The 18,602-nt window shown below is 32.3% G+C and carries 17 protein-coding genes and 1 pseudogene; 14 read left to right on the forward strand and 4 right to left on the reverse strand.

The features are described 5' to 3' along the window. Positions 1-237: 237 nt before the first annotated feature. The 7 genes from Anndu_RS13730 to Anndu_RS13760 all read left to right on the forward strand — a co-directional run bounded on the left by Anndu_RS13730 (position 238) and on the right by Anndu_RS13760 (position 8,021). Entirely contained in the window at positions 238-822 is a 585-nt protein-coding gene (locus tag Anndu_RS13730; protein WP_464101748.1) for an endonuclease dU, read from the forward strand. A 64-nt stretch (positions 823-886) separates the two neighbouring features. Next, positions 887-1,741, forward strand: a complete 855-nt coding sequence (locus tag Anndu_RS13735; RefSeq protein WP_464101749.1) for a DNA-methyltransferase — start codon at positions 887-889, stop codon at positions 1,739-1,741. Further along, positions 1,728-2,462 carry a PmeII family type II restriction endonuclease gene (locus Anndu_RS13740; protein WP_464101750.1) on the forward strand — a complete coding sequence of 245 codons (735 nt, stop codon included), beginning with the start codon at positions 1,728-1,730 and terminating at the stop codon, positions 2,460-2,462. Before Anndu_RS13735 ends, Anndu_RS13740 begins: the two co-directional genes overlap by 14 nt. 21 nt (positions 2,463-2,483) lie before the next feature. Further along, positions 2,484-3,365, forward strand: coding sequence for a 16S rRNA (cytosine(1402)-N(4))-methyltransferase RsmH (rsmH, locus tag Anndu_RS13745; RefSeq protein ID WP_464101751.1), 882 nt, complete (start codon positions 2,484-2,486; stop codon positions 3,363-3,365). A 226-nt stretch (positions 3,366-3,591) separates the two neighbouring features. Further along, on the forward strand, positions 3,592-5,319 hold the full coding sequence (locus Anndu_RS13750; RefSeq protein ID WP_464101752.1) for a SpoIIE family protein phosphatase: 1,728 nt from the start codon (positions 3,592-3,594) through the stop codon (positions 5,317-5,319). A 121-nt stretch (positions 5,320-5,440) separates the two neighbouring features. Continuing rightward, positions 5,441-5,866, forward strand: coding sequence for an ATP-binding protein (locus Anndu_RS13755; RefSeq protein WP_464101753.1), 426 nt, complete (start codon positions 5,441-5,443; stop codon positions 5,864-5,866). Positions 5,867-5,945: 79 nt separating this feature from the next. Further along, the gene (locus Anndu_RS13760; protein ID WP_464101754.1) at positions 5,946-8,021 is read left to right on the forward strand and encodes a thioredoxin domain-containing protein; all 2,076 of its coding nucleotides are present in this window, start codon (positions 5,946-5,948) and stop codon (positions 8,019-8,021) included. A gap of 110 nt (positions 8,022-8,131) precedes the next feature. Here Anndu_RS13760 and Anndu_RS13765 read toward each other — a convergent pair whose 3' ends face one another. After that, positions 8,132-9,073, reverse strand: a complete 942-nt coding sequence (locus tag Anndu_RS13765) for a Gfo/Idh/MocA family protein (protein WP_464101755.1) — start codon at positions 9,071-9,073, stop codon at positions 8,132-8,134. 270 nt (positions 9,074-9,343) lie between these two features. Here Anndu_RS13765 and Anndu_RS13770 point away from each other — a divergent pair, with 270 nt between their 5' ends. The 5 genes from Anndu_RS13770 (at position 9,344) to Anndu_RS13790 (ending at position 13,515) form a co-directional block, all read left to right on the forward strand. Then, a complete protein-coding gene (locus tag Anndu_RS13770) occupies positions 9,344-9,643 on the forward strand; it encodes a ferredoxin (protein ID WP_464101756.1) in 300 nt (99 codons plus the stop codon). Between the two features lie 346 nt (positions 9,644-9,989). Next, on the forward strand, positions 9,990-10,289 hold the full coding sequence (locus tag Anndu_RS13775; RefSeq protein WP_464101757.1) for a ferredoxin: 300 nt from the start codon (positions 9,990-9,992) through the stop codon (positions 10,287-10,289). Positions 10,290-10,439: 150 nt separating this feature from the next. Further along, the gene (locus Anndu_RS13780) at positions 10,440-10,802 is read left to right on the forward strand and encodes a TMEM165/GDT1 family protein (RefSeq protein WP_464101758.1); all 363 of its coding nucleotides are present in this window, start codon (positions 10,440-10,442) and stop codon (positions 10,800-10,802) included. 54 nt (positions 10,803-10,856) lie between these two features. After that, positions 10,857-11,138: a TMEM165/GDT1 family protein gene (locus Anndu_RS13785; protein ID WP_464101759.1), complete on the forward strand. Its 282-nt coding sequence runs from the start codon at positions 10,857-10,859 to the stop codon at positions 11,136-11,138. A 214-nt stretch (positions 11,139-11,352) separates the two neighbouring features. Continuing rightward, positions 11,353-13,515: a polyribonucleotide nucleotidyltransferase gene (locus Anndu_RS13790; protein ID WP_464101760.1), complete on the forward strand. Its 2,163-nt coding sequence runs from the start codon at positions 11,353-11,355 to the stop codon at positions 13,513-13,515. Between the two features lie 130 nt (positions 13,516-13,645). On the opposite strand, the gene Anndu_RS13795 is transcribed toward Anndu_RS13790, so the two are convergent. Next, complete coding sequence (locus Anndu_RS13795; protein ID WP_464101761.1) at positions 13,646-14,245, reverse strand: CPP1-like family protein; 600 nt, start codon at positions 14,243-14,245, stop codon at positions 13,646-13,648. Between the two features lie 157 nt (positions 14,246-14,402). Next, complete coding sequence (locus Anndu_RS13800) at positions 14,403-14,522, reverse strand: photosystem II protein Y (protein WP_464101762.1); 120 nt, start codon at positions 14,520-14,522, stop codon at positions 14,403-14,405. A gap of 362 nt (positions 14,523-14,884) precedes the next feature. Between Anndu_RS13800 and Anndu_RS13805 the strand changes: the two are divergent. After that, positions 14,885-16,317: pseudogene (locus Anndu_RS13805) on the forward strand (NF041680 family putative transposase). Positions 16,318-16,542: 225 nt separating this feature from the next. After that, positions 16,543-17,172 carry a J domain-containing protein gene (locus tag Anndu_RS13810; protein WP_464101763.1) on the forward strand — a complete coding sequence of 210 codons (630 nt, stop codon included), beginning with the start codon at positions 16,543-16,545 and terminating at the stop codon, positions 17,170-17,172. Positions 17,173-17,215: 43 nt separating this feature from the next. On the opposite strand, the gene Anndu_RS13815 is transcribed toward Anndu_RS13810, so the two are convergent. After that, positions 17,216-18,430: a DUF790 family protein gene (locus tag Anndu_RS13815; protein WP_464101764.1), complete on the reverse strand. Its 1,215-nt coding sequence runs from the start codon at positions 18,428-18,430 to the stop codon at positions 17,216-17,218. Positions 18,431-18,602: the final 172 nt, after the last annotated feature.

An 18,602-nucleotide genomic window follows, 5' to 3' on the forward strand; every position in this document is an offset into this window, starting at 1 on the left:
GTATCTTTTATTATCAATTGTTTGCTGTCAATTGTCAATTATCATTAATTATTATCATGTTTGACAATTATTTTTAGAGGTTATTTTTGAGATAAATTAATTAAAATTGATCAACCCAAACCCTAAAGGGTAGGGCTAGATAAACAAAGTCTGCCTATGCAGACTTCTTTTTTGTAGCATAATGACATCTTTAATTATAATTAATTATTTAACCAGAAAATATTAATATTTATTCTTATGAAATTAGCCGATTTAATTGAACAACATAAAACCATTAGAGTGATCGGTTTTGATGATACACCTTTTACTAGAAAACAAGAAAATCCTGTTAATATTGCCGGAATAATTTGTGCTAATACTCGTTTTGAAGGAATGTTATGGTCACAGGTGGATGTTGATGGTTGGAATGCCACCGAAACTTTAATTCAACTATTATTAAATAGTAAGTTTTTCCCCCAACTTCATTTAGTTTTATTAGATGGTTTATGTTTTGGTGGTTTTAACGTGATTGATCTACCTTTACTATCTCAAAATATTAAATTACCCTGTGTCTCTGTGATGAGAAAATATCCAAATTTCACAGCGATCGAACACGCATTAAGTCGTATAAATGGGGGAGAAAAAAAATTAGAAATTATGAAAAAAGCCGGAGAAATCTATCATCATGATCCTTTTTATTTTCAAGTAAAAGGAGAAGAACCCCAATTAATAGGAAAAGTCTTAAATATTTTAACAGATCGGGGTCATGTTCCTGAAGCTTTACGTTTAGCACATTTAATTGGTTCTGCTATTATGAAAGGTGAAAGTGGTAAACAAGCTTAAAATTTAATATTAGACCTATTAATGTTATAATGTTCAAGAACCTAACATAAATTAATTAAATTACATGAATAATAAAGATACTTTAATTTTAGGAGATTGTCGAGAAGAATTAAAAAATATTGCTGATAATTCCATTGATTTAATTATCACATCTCCCCCTTATGCTGATAGTAGAAAAAACACTTATGGCGGTGTTCATCCTAATGATTATGTTGACTGGTTTTTACCTATTTCTAAACAATTATTACGGGTACTTAAACCAGAAGGAACTTTTATTTTAAATATTAAGGAAAAAGCCCTTCATGGCGAAAGACATACTTATGTGATCGAATTAATTTTAGAGATGAAAAAACAAGGTTGGTTATGGACAGAAGAATTTATTTGGCATAAAAAAAATTGTTATCCCGGAAAATGGCCTAATCGTTTTCGAGATGCTTGGGAAAGACTATTACAATTTAATAAAAATAAACAATTTAAAATGTATCAAGATGCTGTTAAAATACCTGTGGGAGATTGGGCAAAAACTCGCTTAAAAAACTTAAGTGAAACTGATCAAATTAGAGATACCGCTAAAAATGGTAGTGGTTTTGGCAAAAATATTTCTAACTGGGTAGGGCGAGAATTTGTTTATCCAACTAATGTTTTACATTTAGCAACTGAATGTAATAATAAACAACATAGTGCGGCTTTTCCTAGTAGTTTGCCTGAATGGTTTATTAATTTATTTACCTTAGAAGGTGATACAGTTTTAGATCCATTTTTAGGTTCAGGAACAACTGCCGTTGTTGCTAAACAAATGAATAGAAATGTGATCGGCATTGAAATTTTACCCGAATATTATAACCTTGCCAAAGAATCAATTAATCAATTAAATTATCAACTTCCTTTATTAGAATTATTAAGCCATGAATCAAATTAATTTAACAGATATTATTCAATACGTTGAAGAAAATATTACCAATTTTCATCAAAAAAGATTAATCGCTTTAGAAAATATTAAGTTAACCGAAATTCTAAAAAGAAAAAATATTTATCTTTTTAAAGCTAAAAATATTTTAACGACACAAGATTTAGTTAAAAATTTATTAGATGCTTTTTTACAATCCCAAGAAGAAACTATGTTTGGGGATTTTTTAGAAGGTTTAGCTATTTTTATTTGTAGTAAAGTTTATGGTGGTTTTAAATCAAAATTAATCGGTATAGACTTAGAATTTGAAAAAGATAATATTATTTATGTTGTGGAAATTAAATCTGGCCCTAATTGGGCAAATAGCAGTCAAATTAAAAAGATGAAAGATAATTTTATTCAAGCTAAAAGAATTTTAAAGAAAAATAAACAATTCAAAAATAAAAAAATTATAGCTGTTAATGGTTGTTGTTATGGGAGAGAAAATAAATATGATAAAGGTGATTATTTAAAATTATGTGGACAAAGATTTTGGGAATTAATCTCAGGAAATTCCCAACTTTATTTAGAAATAATCGAACCTCTTGGCCATCAAGCTACACAAAAAAATGAGGAATTTTTAGAAGCTTATAGCCAAATTATTAATAAATTTACCTTAGAATTATCTCAAGAATTTTGTGATAATGGCAAAATTAATTGGGAAAAATTAGTAAAATTTAATTCATCAATTTAAACTTAATTTAATCATTCAAACATGAACCAAAATACAAACAACTTTCATCATATTTCCGTCTTAAGTCAAGAATTAATTACAGGCCTAAATATTATCCCCAATGGTCATTATTTAGATGCTACAGTGGGCGGTGGCGGCCATAGTGATTTAATTTTGTCCACTTTTCCTGATGTTAAATTAACCGCTTTAGATCGGGATCAAAATGCTTTAAATGCGGCCAAAGAAAAATTAATTAAATATGGTGAAAATCGAGTCAATTTTGTTTATACCAATTTCGCCCAATATCAACCCCAAAATTTAAAATTTAATGGTATTATTGCTGATTTAGGCGTAAGTTCCCATCAGTTAGATACCCAAGATCGAGGCTTTAGTTTTCAACAGGATGCCCCCTTAGATATGCGCATGGATCAAGGTCAAAAATTAACGGCTAAAGAGATTATTAATCATTGGAAAGAAAAAGAATTAGCTGATATTTTCTATCATTATGGAGAGGAAAGATTTTCCCGTAAATTTGCTAGATTAATCTGTGAAAAACGCCCACTTTATACTACTTTAGAATTAGCTAATTTAATCAAAAATTCTGTACCTCCAAAGGCAAGATTTGGACGAATACATCCGGCTACAAGAATTTTTCAAGCGTTAAGAATTGCCGTTAATCAAGAATTAAAATCCTTAGAAGATTTTTTAAATCATCTTCCTAATTTATTATTAGATGATGGTATGATTGGCATTATTAGTTTTCACTCTTTAGAAGATCGAATTGTTAAACATTTTTTTCGTAATTGTGAACAGTTAAAAGTGATTACAAAAAAACCAATTATTGCCACTGAAGAAGAACAACAAAATAATCCCCGATCTCGTAGTGCAAAATTAAGATTTGCACAAAAAATTAATCAATCTTAAAATAAAAAATAATCTTTTTATTAATCATGAATCACATATTATGATAACATAAATAAAAATGTAATTCTTACACCTGCCCTTAAAGATGATGATAATTAAACTAAAACTTTTTATTATTTTCAATAATCATCAAACAAAAGACAATAATAGTTAAAAATTATTTAAAAATTATGTCGTTTTAAATCGTAAATTATTCAGATTAAATTATGTTTTATGGAGGTATTATATGGGGCAGTCAGGACAAAAAAAATTAAAATTAATGGTAGTAGATGATGAGCCTGACAACCTTGATTTACTATATCGGACTTTTCGGCGGGAATTTAGAGTATTTAAAGCCGATGGGGCGCTTAGTGCCTTAAATACCCTTGAAAATGAGGGAGAAATGGCTATTATTATTTCCGATCAAAGAATGCCTTTGATGAATGGCACAGAGTTTCTGAGTAAAACAGTCGATCGTTATCCTGAAACCATTAGAATTTTATTAACGGGTTATACCGATGTGGAGGATTTAGTTGATGCGATAAATTCAGGAAAAGTCTTTAAATATATTAGTAAACCGTGGAATCCTGAGCATTTAAAATCTGTCGTTGATCAGGCTAAAGATACTTATATTGTATTAAAAAAAAGAACGGATGAATTGCGTAGATCTTTAAAAAGAGAAGAACTTTTTAATATTATTACAACTACGATTAGGGAATCTCTTGATTATGACAATATGCTTCAAACAATTGTAGAAACAATTGGTAAAAATTTTGAGGCTACCTATGGTGTTTTAAAAAGTGTTGAAGAACAACAAATTACTAATAGTATTTATCGTTATTATGCTAATTATTCAACACAAGATCAACCGGAAAATATAGAAGAAATAAGCGAACTTTATCCCAGACATGATCCCTTAATGAAAATTATTTTAGAAACGGGGGAATTAAAAATCGTTCAAGAATCAAATAATGATAATACCTGTATTCAATTGGCTTTACCGATTGTTTTTCAAAAACAAATTTTAGCAATTTTATATCTTTATCATCAAGGTAAAGAAAATCCTTGGAGTACCTCAGAAATTCAACTTTTAGAAGCGGTTTCTGAACAGGCCGCTTTAGCAATTTCCCAAGCCAAACTTTATCAACAAATTCAGCAACAAGCCCAGAAAATGAGCGCTGAATTAGATGTGGCTAGACAAATACAATATAATTTATTACGTCAAACTTGGGAACAATTAGGTAAAGTAAAAGTACAGGCAAAATGTTGTCCGGCTAGACAGGTGGGGGGAGATTTTTTTGAAGTATATAAACATCCCCAAGGAGATGTTTGGATTGCATTAGGAGATGTGTCAGGAAAAGGCGTTCCGGCCGCCTTATTTATGGCTAGTGCTTTATCAATTTTAAGACGAGAATTAGTGCAAGAAAATTCACCTGATCCGGAAAATATTTTAACCAATTTGAATAAAGCAATGGCCGATGATTTATTCAGTAGTAATTGTTTTATTACGATGGTTATTGCCCGTTATAATCCTAATACTAAAAACTTAGTTTATGTCAATGCAGGACATATTTATCCGATGGTATGGTCTCATCATAAATTACGTCAAGAATTAAAGGAAAAAAACACGGTAACTTTTACCCCCCAATATTTAAAAGATCGTGGTATTCCGGTGGGAATTTTACCAAATTGGAGGGGAAAAATTGGCAAAATGCAATTAAATTCAGGTGATATTTTATTATTAACAAGTGATGGTATTACTGAAGCAACTTTACTTGAAAATAAAATTAATCATCAGGATTTTACGCAAAATAATGGAATGTTAAATCAAGAAGGATTATGGCATTTAATTACCCAAGAAAATTCATCTTTTGAATTAGATTGTATTCTTGAAAAATTCCATCAAATTACGAATCAAACTCAAGAAGATGATCAAACAATTGTTTCTTTGGAGGTGTTATCAATTGATAATTGATAAATTAAGATCAAAACCCTCTTAAGATGCAAAAAGTTAAATCATTTTTCTTATTTTGAATCTTCTACTTTTAAATAACCCTTGACTTTCTATTAACTTTTTTATTATTTCTTCAAAAAAAATGAAAACAGAACTTCATATTCCTAGTGATTTAAAATTTCGAGAAGTTGTTGAAAATTGGATACTCAACACTGTTAAAATTGAACTGGAAAATCCTAACAATTGGGAACAATTATCTAATAGAATTAAATTAGCTTTGGCGGAAGCTTTTTCTAATGTGGTACGTCACGCCCATAAAGAAAAACCCGATCTTCCGGTTTTATTGCGTTTAGAAATAGAAAATAATCATATTTGTTTAGAAATTTGGGATTATGGGCAGGGTTATGATATTTCTAATTATAATCCCCCCGATCCCTGCGATCGACAATTAGGAGGATACGGTTGGTTAATTATTAATCGTTTAATAGATAAGGTAGAATATAATTTGCAAGTAGATGGTCGTAATTGTTTAACATTAGAAATTCATTTACCAAAATTAGATAATTAGTCATTTGTTACTGGTCATTGGTCATTTCTCAATTCTTATTTATTATTTATTACCTATTACTTATTACCTATTACTTAAAATGGCAAATCATTTAGAAAAATCCCAAAGTTTATATCTTAGAAAACACGCCCATAACCCGATTAACTGGTGGTATTGGTGTGAGGAAGCTTTAAACATTGCTAAAACGGAAAATAAGCCAATTTTTTTATCAATTGGTTATTCCAGTTGTCACTGGTGTACAGTAATGGAAAATGAAGCTTTTTCTGATGATCAAATCGCTGATTATCTCAATCAAAATTTTGTAGCAATTAAAGTCGATCGAGAAGAACGTCCAGACCTTGATAGTATTTATATGCAATCCCTTCAAATGATGACAGGGCAAGGGGGATGGCCTCTTAATATCTTTCTTGATCCAGTAGATCATATTCCTTTTTATGGTGGTACTTATTTTCCCATTGAACCCCGTTATGGTAAACCCGGATTTTTACAATTATTACAATCTTTAAAGCGTTTTTATGAACAAGAAACGGAAAAATTAACTACTTTTAAAAACGAAATCTTAAGCCATTTACAACAATCTACTTTATTGCCAATTTATGATAGTAATAATCAAAATTTAAACGATCCAGAATTATTATATAGTTCCATTGTTATCAATACAAATATTATTCGCCCACATCCCACCGGCCGCCCTTGTTTTCCCATGATCCCATATTCTCAACTTGCTTTACAGGGAACAAAATTAAATCCTTTAATCTTTCAAAATTTAAAAGAAAATTATGATTCCAATCAAGCACAAAAATTAACTCAACAACGAGGTTTAGATCTGGCTTTAGGGGGCATTTATGATCATGTGGGAGGCGGTTTTCATCGCTATACAGTTGATGCCACTTGGACTGTTCCCCATTTTGAAAAAATGCTTTATGATAACGGTCAAATTGTTGAATATTTAAGTAATTTATGGAGTTCCGGCCTTAAAATTCCTGCTTTTGAAAGGGCGATCGCCGGAACAATTCAGTGGTTAAGTAGGGAAATGAGAGCCTCAGAAGGATACTTTTATGCCGCTCAAGATGCAGATAATTTTGTTAATTCAGAAGAAAAAGAGCCAGAAGAAGGCGCATTTTATATCTGGGAATATGAACAATTAGAAAACATCTTAAAACCAGAAGAATTATTTTTATTAAAAGAAGAATTTATGATTAATCCCCAAGGTAATTTTGAGGGGAAAATAGTCTTACAAAGAACACAAAATCAGCAATTTTCAGAGGAAATTGAACAGATATTAGAAAAATTATTTATTAAGCGTTATGGTGAGAGTTCAACTAATCTTAAAACCTTTCCCCGCGCTAGAAATAATCAAGAAGCTAAAACCATTAATTGGCAAGGAAGAATCCCCCCTGTTACTGATACAAAAATGATCGTTTCATGGAATAGTTTAATGATTTCTGGATTGGCTAGAGCTTATGGTGTTTTCAAAGAAAAATCCTATTTAGAAATAGCAGAACAAGCGATTAATTTCATTTTAAATAATCAATTTATAAATGAGCGTTTATATCGCTTAAATTACGATGGAAAAGTAACAGTTTTAGCCCAATCAGAAGACTATGCTTTTTTAATTAAATCTTTATTAGATTTACATTTTGCCAACCCTAAAAATCAAAATTGGTTAAATCAAGCCATTAAAATTCAAGAACAATTTGATCAATATTTTTGGTCAATTGAAATGGGGGGATATTTTAATAATGGTTCTGATGAAAAAGAGCAATTATTAATTAAAGAAAGAAATTATATTGATAATGCAACCCCTTCCCCGAATGGAATTGCTTTAAGTAATTTAATGCGACTATTTTTATCAACAGAAAATCAAGAATATTTAAGAAAAACTGAACAAGGTTTAAAAGTTTTTAGTCATTTTATGGAACAATCTCCCCAAGGTTGTCCAACTTTAGTCAGTGCCTTAAATTTATATCAAAATGGTAAAGTTGTTAAGACTAATTTAGACATAATAGATAGTTTAAATAGTCAATATTTTCCCACTACAGTTTATCAAGTTGTTAACAATTTTTCTAATAATTATATTGGGATGGTTTGTCAAGGTTTATCCTGTTTAGAACCCGCTCAAACCTTAGATCAATTGATTAATCAATTAACATAAAAAAGCCCTTTGGCAAACAAGTTTAATCTATTAAAAGGCGGTAGTAATTCCACAGTCTTTTAATAGATACTTCCCCAAGAGTTCTATTAATTAAACAATTAAAAGTATTTTTAAATACTAGCACAATAGGCAATTTTTAAAGCAGATAAACTTTGTTCAGGTGTAATATATAAAGGTTTTCCCTCGGTTAAATAATCTAAGATTAAACGGGTATCTTTTTCAAATAAACCGTAACGGGAAGTAATCTTAATTTCTTTTTCTTGCCCTGATTTAATTAATAAACCTTTTTCATGATTAAAAGTTAGTTTTCCCTCGTCTCCATAGACTTCAAAAATGCGTTCTCTTTGACTGAAAATTTCCCCTTTACCATAAATAACTTCTCCAATTAAATCATTTTTAAAAGTTAATTGGGCTTGGGCTAAACAAGCTTGAAAATAATTGGGATCTTCCGTTGGCCAATAGCGAGTTTTGCCCGTAACTTGTTGCACATCTCCAAATAAGGCGGTTAAACGTTGAATGCGAGATAAGGCGGCGATCAGGGGATGACCAAAACTTTCATAATGATATTTCCAGTTACGGGGGGCAGGTTTTTGGGGAGCAAAAGTAACATAACGGGCATAAAAAATCCGCCCTAACTGATCTATATTTTGGGCGATGGCCTGATGAAGACCGCCTAATAGCTCAATATGTTCCACATGAAGTAATTTTTGTTGAAAATAAGCCAAATTAATTAATTCTTCTGCACCAGTGGGATCAAGGGCAAGGGGATATTCAACTACTACATTTTTCCCGTTTTTCAGAGCAGAAAGGGCGATCGGATAATGAAGTTGATTAATAGTGCAAATAAAAATTAAATCAATCTGAGGATCATTAACTAAATCTATCCATGAAAGTGAAGATTTTATGCCAAATTCTTGACAAAAAATTTCCGTACGCTCACAAGTATGCCCCGCCGCCGAGACAAGCAGACAACGAGAGTCTTTGAGTAAAGCTTCAGCCCGTTTTTTCGCACTATAGCCCGTGCCAATAATCGCAGTTTTAATTGGTATCACTGTTGTTCAATCATAAACAATTGACCCTTCAAGGGTGGATTTTTAACCTCATCAATTGTCAATTTTCTATTGTTGATTGTCCATTGTCAACTGATAAGAATAACTTATTAAAAGTCAATAATTTAATTTCATTACTAATGCTACTAGCAATTACCGTAAATAATCCTTTAATATCAAAAAAAGAACTGATCACGGATCAATATCAAAATTATTAGTTTAATCCATCTGACAGTTTAAATCTGTTGTTTAACTTGAGAAGAGGAATAAAACATGGCAACTTATAAAGTTACCCTTGTCAACGAAAGTGAAGGAATTAACACCACCATCGAAGTACCCGATGATGAGTTTATTCTTGACATAGCAGAAGAACAAGGTCTTGATCTTCCTTACTCCTGCCGTGCAGGTGCTTGTTCTACTTGTGCTGGTAAAATTGTTAGTGGTAAAGTTGATCAATCTGAGCAATCTTTCTTAGATGATGATCAAATCGAAGCAGGTTATGTTTTAACTTGTGTTGCTTATCCCAGATCTGATTGTACAATCTTAACTCATCAAGAAGAAGAATTATACTAATCTCAATTTGTGTATTAAAATGAGATTAAATGCAGGGAGATTTGTGATCGTCTCTGCTTATTTTTTGATCGGAGCGAATTATTCTTAATAATTAAGAATTATGATTTTCTATAGTATGTTTAAAACCTGATTAATTGTCAATTCTCGATTGTTGATTGTCTATTGTCAACTGATAAGAATAACTTATTAAAACTGAATAATTTAATTTCATTACTAATGCTACTAGCAATTATTGTAAACAATCCTTTAATATCAAAAGAAGAACTGATCACGGATCAATATAAAAATTATTAGTTTAATCCATCTGACAGTTTAAATCTGTTGTTTAACGAAAAAAGGAATTAACATGGCAACCTATAAAGTTACTCTTATCAACGAAAATGAAGGAATTAACGCCACCATCGAAGTACCCGATGATGAGTTTATTCTTGATATAGCAGAAGAAAAAGGTCTTGATCTTCCTTACTCCTGCCGTGCAGGTGCTTGTTCTACTTGTGCTGGTAAAATTGTTTCCGGTACCGTCAATCAAGAAGAGCAGTCTTTCTTAGATGATGATCAAATCGAAGCAGGTTATGTTTTAACTTGTATTGCTTATCCCACTTCTGATTGTACCATCTTAACTCATCAAGAAGAAGGTTTATACTAATCTCAATTTGTGTATTAAAATGAGATTAAATGCAGAGAGATTTGTGATCGTCTCTGCTTATTTTTTGATAAGGAGAGGGGGCTGAAAAATTTTCAGTCCCTATTTTTTTTGTGATCATCTTTGATATAATGAAAATAAAATGAAAACAAAATGAATAAAATGTTAAGTAAATCTACGATCGAGGATCAATCAACAGTGAAAAATAATTCTTCAGAAACTTTAAATCAAAAAAAATGGAGTATCTGGACTGTTTTCAGTTCAACTTTTATCACTATTTTTTTAGCAGAAATGGGTGATAAAACTCAATTGGCTACTTTATTAATGAGCGCCCAGTCTCAGTCTCCTTGGATCGTGTTTGGAGGGGCGGCCTTAGCTTTAATTAGTACCAGTTTATTAGGGGTTTTAATTGGTTATTGGTTAGCGAAAAAATTATCCCCTCAAACTTTAAATTTAGCTGTTTCAATTTTATTATTATTTATTTCTGGTTTATTAATCGGTGATGTAATGTCTTAAACAATTGACAATTATCCATTCTCCATTATCAATTCTTCATTATCAATTATTTCTATGGATTGGCAACTATTTGGCTTAACATTTATGACGGTATTTTTAGCGGAAATTGGCGATAAAAGTCAATTGGCCGCTATTGCTTTAGGTGGTAGTTCAAAATCCCCTAAAGCGGTCTTTTTTGGGTCTATTACAGCTTTAATTTTAGCAAGTTTAATCGGTGTAATTATTGGGGGCAGTATTGCCCAAGTTTTACCCGTCAAATTATTAAAATCCTTAGCGGCGATCGCCTTTGTCACCATGGCCTTAAAATTATTATGGCTTAATAACAGTGACCAGTGACCAGTAATCAGTAATCAGTGAAAAGTAGTACAGGCATCTTGCCTGTTAAGTCTTTTTTTTTACAGGCAAGATGCCTGTACCACTAACCAATGACCAATGACCAATATAAATGTAAAGTAAAATGTAGGAATTTCAACTTTAATGTACCAATGAGACAGTAAAATGTTACGATCACCACAGAACAAAAAGTGATTGTAGTTAAGGATAAAATTTGATGCAAGAATTTGATAAGTCTATATCTTTTGACGGACGGGATATAAGACTGAAAGTAGGTTTACTCGCACCCCAAGCTGGGGGTTCCGTTTTAATTCAATCGGGAGAAACGGCCGTTTTAGTCACAGCCACTCGTGCTAAAGGTAGAGAAGGGGTTGATTTTCTACCTTTAATTGTGGACTATGAAGAACGCTTATATGCGGCCGGTCGCATTCCGGGAGGATTTTTACGCCGTGAAGGTCGTCCCCCCGAAAAAGCGGTTTTAACCAGTCGTTTGATCGATCGCCCTTTACGTCCCCTTTTTCCTTCATGGTTAAGGGATGATGTGCAGATAGTCGCCACTACCTTATCTATGGATGAGGAAGTTCCCCCAGACGTTTTAGCCGTAACAGGTGCTTCCGTAGCGGTTTTATTGGCAGGGATTCCTTTTTACGGGCCGATGGCCGCCGTCAGAGTGGGTTTAGTGGGAGATGATTTTATCATCAATCCCACCTATCGAGAAATCAGAGACGGTGATCTTGACTTAGTGGTAGCAGGTAGCCCTGATGGGATCGTGATGGTGGAAGCAGGTGCTAATCAATTACCGGAACAAGATATTATTGAGGCTATTGATTTTGGTTATGAGGCGGTTTGTGATTTGATTAAAGCCCAACGGGATCTATTAGATGAGTTAGGTTTAAAAATTGTAGAAGAAGAAGCCCCCCCTGTTAATCAAGAATTAATCCAATTTATCAGCGATCGCACTACAGAAGATATTAAAAAAGTTCTTTCTCAATACGATTTCGATAAAAATGCCCGTGATGAGGCTTTAGATCAAATTAAAGCGGAAAAATTAACTCAAGAAATTGAAACTTTAGCCGAAGATCACCCCATTAAAGTGGCCGTAACGGAAGATGCTAACCTCTTAGATGGTCTATTCAAGGATCAAACTAAAAAATTAATGCGTTCTCAAATCTTAGAGGAAGGTGTGCGCGTAGATGGCAGAAAATTAGACCAAGTACGCCCTATTTCTTCCAGAGTGGGAATTTTACCTCGGCGAGTACATGGTAGCGGTTTATTCCGCCGAGGTTTAACTCAAGTTCTCTCCCTTGCGACTTTAGGCACTCCGGGAGATGCGCAAGATCTAGGTGATGATCTCCATCCCCAAGACGAAAAACGCTATCTCCATCACTATAACTTCCCTCCCTTCTCGGTGGGTGAAACTAAACCTTTAAGATCCCCCGGAAGACGGGAAATCGGTCATGGTGCCTTGGCGGAAAGAGCGATTTTACCTGTGTTGCCCCATAAAGATTATTTCCCTTATGTGATCAGGGTTGTATCTGAAGTTTTATCTTCTAACGGTTCAACTTCGATGGGATCGGTTTGCGGTTCAACCTTGGCTTTAATGGATGCGGGTGTACCCATTTCTAAGCCCGTTAGTGGTGCGGCCATGGGTTTAATCAAAGAAGGGGAAGACGTGCGGATTTTAACCGATATTCAAGGCATTGAAGACTTCCTCGGCGATATGGACTTTAAAGTGGCCGGAACGGATGAAGGGATCACCGCTTTACAAATGGATATGAAGATCACGGGTTTAAGCATGGAAGTGGTGGAACAAGCCATCAATCAGGCTAAACCTGCTCGGATTCATATTTTAGAAAAAATGTTGGAGACTTTACCCCGTCCTCGTTTGGAAATGTCTCCCTACGCGCCCCGTTTATTAACTTTAAAAATTAATCCTGATCAGATCGGGATGGTGATCGGGCCAGGTGGTAAAACCATTAAGGGTATTACGGAAAAAACAGGCGCTAAAGTGGATATTGCTGACGATGGAACTGTTACCATTTCCGCCCTTGAAGCTAGTAAGGCTGAACGTGCCAAAATGCTCATTTATAACATGACCCGTAAACTAGATGAGGGGGATGTGTATGTGGGTAAAGTAACTCGCATTATTCAGATCGGGGCATTTGTGGAAGTTTTACCGGGTAAAGAGGGGATGATCCATATTTCCCAGTTAGCGGAAGGCCGTGTGGAAAAAGTGGAAGATGAGTTAGCTGTAGGCGATGAAGTGTTAGTTAAAGTCAGAGATATTGACAAACTAGGACGGATCAACTTAACTCGTTTAGGTATTCACCCCGATGAAGCGGTAGCGGCCAGAGAAGCGGCGGCACAACTTCAGCGCTAAGGTGTTAAAAGAAACAAGGGGTTTAAACCCCTTGCTACAGAAGCAAAACCTGCCCACGCAGGTTTTGTTTTTAAATATTAGCTAATAGTTAATCCTGAAAACCCTTGAAAGAAAGAATAAAAACGAAAATCTATTTCAAAAAACTGCTAGTTAAACTTAACATAATTAAACTTAAAATTGCCATTATTTTGTCTGTAGAAATGGCCGGTATCAAAACACTAAGGGTAGAACCTAATAAGACTCCTAAAATTAGAGAAATTAAACTAATTAAAACAGCTTTTCCAAATTTTCCTTCCTTACGATTTAAAAGATAAATATTAGTAAAAATTCCCCCTGTTAACAAGAGAGAAAGCAATGAAGGGGAACTAAAAAAGACAATTACGATTAAACTAAGAAAAATACCACTTGATAATAAAATATCCTTTTGAGAAGGTTGATCAATTAAATTTTGTAGCCATGAAGGAGCTTGATTCAAATTAGTTATTTTCGGCAGGGTAGCAGTTGTTAACTGTTTTTCGGGAAAGCGGATTGTTTCAGGGATTTTAATTTTTCCTTCTTGGCGTAATCTTAAACGATCCATAATAATGGCATCATAAGCCGCATCCACTTGAGCGATCGCCTGTGGATTACCTTGATATTGTTGATTTAATCGTTGTTTAGCCGCTTGAATTTCCTCAAAAGAGGTAGTTTCCGTTACGCCGAGAGTTTGATAAGGGCTTTGGTCACTCATCTTAAATGCTCCTTTAATCTTCCTATCCTAAAAAATTATCTTTAAACTATTCTGTCTAGTGATCAATTGATATTGACCAGTAATTAATGATCAATTAGTTAATTCTGATTAGTTGATTACCCAACTGATCACTAATTACTGTCCACTTTAAACTGTTTTAGCGTTGTTTAGATGTAAATTTTTGTAATTGATTAAGAGCCGCCGCACCGATATTAAATAAAGCCCAACCGGCCGCAATTCCCAGAGGTGCTAAAACAATTAATACACGCCAGTCCATAAGATTTGTCTCCTTGTTAAATTTTAGATTAAAAGTATTTTAAGCTTATTTTGTGTTTTTTATTCTATCTTGAAAAGGCCATAGTTGGGTACTACAAAATTCTGATTTTAGACTTAATCTGCTTTTTCAATAGTTGTTTTGTTCTATGTTGCCCCTTAATTGTCAATTATCAATTGATTGGACTTTGGACAAAAAATTAGATTTAATGAAGCTCACATCAGACCGAAAAAATTAAAATAAGATATTTATATTAAGAGAAATTGAATATTGTCTAATAGCATAATGTCAAATAATAAACTTTCTTTCTCAACAAGTTTGTTCTATAGATTAGAATAAATAGATAGTTTATTATTCAAAATAATATGAAAATCAAAAATAAAAATTACCAAGAAGTTGAACAATTTATTCAAGGTCGTCAACGATTATATCAAAGTCTTGGTTTAAGAAAAGATGCCTTGATGAATTTACTCGATGCTCTTAGTAGTAATCAAGATGCTAAAACAGTCGTGGAATTAAGTTTAAATCCTCTATTTAAACATAAATACCAAAGTATTTATCGAGCAATTGCTGATTTTAATAAAGCGGGAAAAAAGAAATCACAAATCACAAATAAAGCCGAAATATCTAAGATTATTTTAGAGAGTATTCCTCAAAATAATCAGCGAAAGTTTCATCTATTTGGCATTGATGTAACCCCTAATTCACGCCAGTTTTCTCCTACTGTATCTGATAAAACGTTTATTCATCAACCTAACAGTATTAAAGGCAATAAACCCATCAATATTGGTCATGCTTATTCTTGGCTTTTTACTTACCTGAAAAAATATCTAATTGTGATGCTTCTTGGACAATTCCTTTATCAGTTCAACGAGTAAAAAGCGATGAAAAAGATGTTTCTGTTGCTCATAAACAGATTAATAAAGTTTTGACAGATTCATTATTATTTAAGATAATTCTATCAGTTATTGTCGTAGATTGTCTTTATAGTCAAAAAGATTTTATTGGCAAACAAGTTCTTAATCAAGATCGACTTGTTGTCACCAGAGTTAAAAGTAATCGTGTTTTTTTTCGTCCTTTTGTCAAAGATTCTTCTGAGTTAAAAAGTGGACATCCACGTTGGTATGGTGATAAATTTGATTTAAAAGATTCAACTTCTTGGCATCCCCCTGATGATTTAATTCAAACTAATTTTACTACGAAACGTGGTAAATTATTAAATGTCAAAATTAAGGGTTGGAATAATATGTTAATGAAGGGAACAAAGGAACATAAATTGCATGATTATCCCTTTACATTATTGGAAATTACTGTTACTGATCAAGAAGGTAATTCTATTTGGAAACCAATGTGGTTAATTGCCATTGGTAAACGCCGTAACGAATTAACTTTGCTTGAAATTTATCAATCTTATCGTCAACGTTTTGACTTGGAACACTTTTTTCGATTTGGCAAACAAAGATTATTAATGAACGACTATTTAACCTCTCATACAAGTTATGAAGAAAACTGGATGAACCTAATTTTAATTGCTTATATTCAATTGTGGAATGCAAGGAATTTAGCTGTTTGCTTACCCCGCCCTTGGGAGAAATATTTGCCTAATTTTCGTGAGAGTAAGATTACCCCCAGTGCTGTTCAGAGAGACTTTTATAGAATTATTAGCACCATTGAGATCAATTCTAATTTTCCCAAACCCCGTGGTTATTCTTCTGGACGGAAAAAAGGTGAAATACAAGTGAAAAGACCACGTTATCAGGTTATAAAAAAGAATCAAAAATGTCAACAAAATAGCTAAATTGCTGTTAGAAACGACTGTTAATTAATCTTTTTTCCCCTAAAATTATTTTAGGTTAGTTTTACTTTGTCTATTTTTTTATCTTCTATTTTAACCTCTACCAATTTCTTTTTGTCCAAAGTCCAATAGAATTAATTTAGGGGTTAAATTATTTTCATCAATACAACTGAAAATTGATTTGACTGATTGTTGTTTCTACCAACTAATTATGCAAAGTGCTGTAAGATGGAAAAATATTATCAAATTTTAAATTTAAAACCTACTGCTTCTTTACAAGAAATTAAACAAGCTTATCGTCAACTTGCTAGAAAATGGCATCCAGATCGTTTTATTAATGAGCCTAAAAAATTACAGGAAGCACAGGAAAAATTTAAAAAAATTAATCAAGCTTATGAAATTTTAAAAGCTTATATCACTGAGCAAAAACAAGAAAATAAAAAAATTACACCGGAAATTATTATCAAAAAAGGTACGGCTGAATACTTTTTTCAATTGGGAATTGAAATTGTAAAAAAAGGAAATTTAGAACAATCTTTAGATTATTTTGCAAGGGCAATACAGTTAAAACCTGACTATTTAGAAGCTTTAATTTACCGCAAACAAATATTAGAAAAATTAGGTTTTAAATATCGAGCTAAAGCTGATGCTAGAAAAATTTTAGAGATAGAATTAAAAGAAAGAAAAAAGTCTAATCAAAAAGTAAAATCTCAAAATAAATCTACTAAGAAAAAAAATAAGCGAAATCAACGAAAATATCAATTTTTAAAATGTTCGTGGCGATCCAAAATTCGTTTCATTTTAATATTTATTATAAGCTTCTTAATTCTATTTTTAATTATTATGATTAATTTTTGATTGTTATTTATTATTAAAAAAAAACTTTAAAACTTTTTTTAAACTAATCTAATAGATCTAAAACGGCCTTAGGAGAAAGCCTCTCGGTAAACCAAATAATTTTAGCATTAGTGTCTGAAAATTTAACTCCCGCCTTGTCTAAATTTAATCTTTCAGAGATAGCTAAAATTAAATTATTAGCCTCAGCTTTGCGTACTTGATAAAACTTTTTTCTTAAATATTCAGGATGCCAAAAACCGATTATTTCTAATAAAAAAGTGCGCCCATCTGGATGTACTAAACGAAAATCTGGGATCATTACACTGCCTGATAATGGCACAAGTTCAACCTCTCTTTCTAACTTCCATTCTGTCTTCATTTTTAACCATCTATTAACAAAAGATTCTTCTAACATTGAATCATAAGTTTTACCTTTGATATAGTGGGAAACTAAATCACAACTATCATCTAAACTAAAGGAAAAAGTGTTAATTTTTCCCGTAAAATTATCTTTAATATGTAATTTTGATTTTAAACTCCACTTACTAATATGAAGTAAAGCAGGGATCATTTTTGCTAAAGCTAAACCGTAACGGGTGCTAGGTTTAAATAGGCTACTAGGCCCATCTAAAGTAATAGTAAAACCCGTATCCGCATCCCCTTCAATATAGGAAATTAATTGAAAGAATTTTAAATATTTAAACAGTAATTTATATTCTCCGGGATCGTTACGATGGGCATTTATAATAATATTACTAGCCCGATAAAATATCCCTTGTACTTGTGATAAATTATAACGATCAATTAAACATTCTGGAGTAGGTTCTTCAAATTCTGTTAAAATTCTATTTTCATGCAAATCTGCATATAAACCTGTGATAATTTCTTCTATTAAAACTTCCCTTTTTAATTCATTACTTAATAAACTAGCAATATATTCTAAAGTTTGATTTCGATGATCAGGAATAGGTTGAGTTAATGAAGCTTGACTAAATACTTTTTTTCTTAATAACGGGGGATTCAAAGGGCTAATTATTTCAAAACGGGCAAAGGTATTTCTTAAAACGTGGGCTAATCCTCTTTTAATTCGATAATCTGTACTATTTCCCTCTAATTCTAATAGTTTTTCGTTCAATTCACCCAGCGTTTTACCTTTACATTGACTAAAACAATTGATTTGTTCTTGTGCTAATTTAATAAAATTTTGATTACGGGGCAGTTTTTTTGGGATCAATGTTTCCCCTACATATTTATAAATTAATAATTCCGTTGGTAACATATATTAAATAAAAAGGGGAAACCATGCAAGTTTAGAGGAGATTTGGTGTCCGCTATAGGTCTCAGACTCGCAGTGTTAACTTCTCAACACACCTTATTTTTTGGTGAAGTATGTAGCTCCTCTAAGTTAGGGCATGGCGATTATAGCTGTTATTTATTTTAACATAAACATT

The sequence above is a fragment of the Annamia dubia NIES-4383 genome, from assembly GCF_055394725.1.

Bases quoted from the DNA above. Each gene is read 5' to 3' on its own strand.
- rsmH (WP_464101751.1), top strand. From the start codon at position 2,484: ATGAACCAAAATACAAACAACTTTCATCATATTTCCGTCTTAAGTCAA.
- Anndu_RS13760 (WP_464101754.1), top strand. From the start codon at position 5,946: ATGGCAAATCATTTAGAAAAATCCCAAAGTTTATATCTTAGAAAACAC.
- Anndu_RS13780 (WP_464101758.1), top strand. From the start codon at position 10,440: ATGAATAAAATGTTAAGTAAATCTACGATCGAGGATCAATCAACAGTG.
- Anndu_RS13785 (WP_464101759.1), top strand. From the start codon at position 10,857: ATGGATTGGCAACTATTTGGCTTAACATTTATGACGGTATTTTTAGCG.
- Anndu_RS13790 (WP_464101760.1), top strand. From the start codon at position 11,353: ATGCAAGAATTTGATAAGTCTATATCTTTTGACGGACGGGATATAAGA.
- Anndu_RS13740 (WP_464101750.1), top strand. From the start codon at position 1,728: ATGAATCAAATTAATTTAACAGATATTATTCAATACGTTGAAGAAAAT.
- Anndu_RS13755 (WP_464101753.1), top strand. From the start codon at position 5,441: ATGAAAACAGAACTTCATATTCCTAGTGATTTAAAATTTCGAGAAGTT.
- Anndu_RS13750 (WP_464101752.1), top strand. From the start codon at position 3,592: ATGGGGCAGTCAGGACAAAAAAAATTAAAATTAATGGTAGTAGATGAT.
- Anndu_RS13800 (WP_464101762.1), bottom strand. From the start codon at position 14,522: ATGGACTGGCGTGTATTAATTGTTTTAGCACCTCTGGGAATTGCGGCC.
- Anndu_RS13735 (WP_464101749.1), top strand. From the start codon at position 887: ATGAATAATAAAGATACTTTAATTTTAGGAGATTGTCGAGAAGAATTA.
- Anndu_RS13815 (WP_464101764.1), bottom strand. From the start codon at position 18,430: ATGTTACCAACGGAATTATTAATTTATAAATATGTAGGGGAAACATTG.
- Anndu_RS13795 (WP_464101761.1), bottom strand. From the start codon at position 14,245: ATGAGTGACCAAAGCCCTTATCAAACTCTCGGCGTAACGGAAACTACC.
- Anndu_RS13775 (WP_464101757.1), top strand. From the start codon at position 9,990: ATGGCAACCTATAAAGTTACTCTTATCAACGAAAATGAAGGAATTAAC.
- Anndu_RS13770 (WP_464101756.1), top strand. From the start codon at position 9,344: ATGGCAACTTATAAAGTTACCCTTGTCAACGAAAGTGAAGGAATTAAC.
- Anndu_RS13730 (WP_464101748.1), top strand. From the start codon at position 238: ATGAAATTAGCCGATTTAATTGAACAACATAAAACCATTAGAGTGATC.
- Anndu_RS13810 (WP_464101763.1), top strand. From the start codon at position 16,543: ATGGAAAAATATTATCAAATTTTAAATTTAAAACCTACTGCTTCTTTA.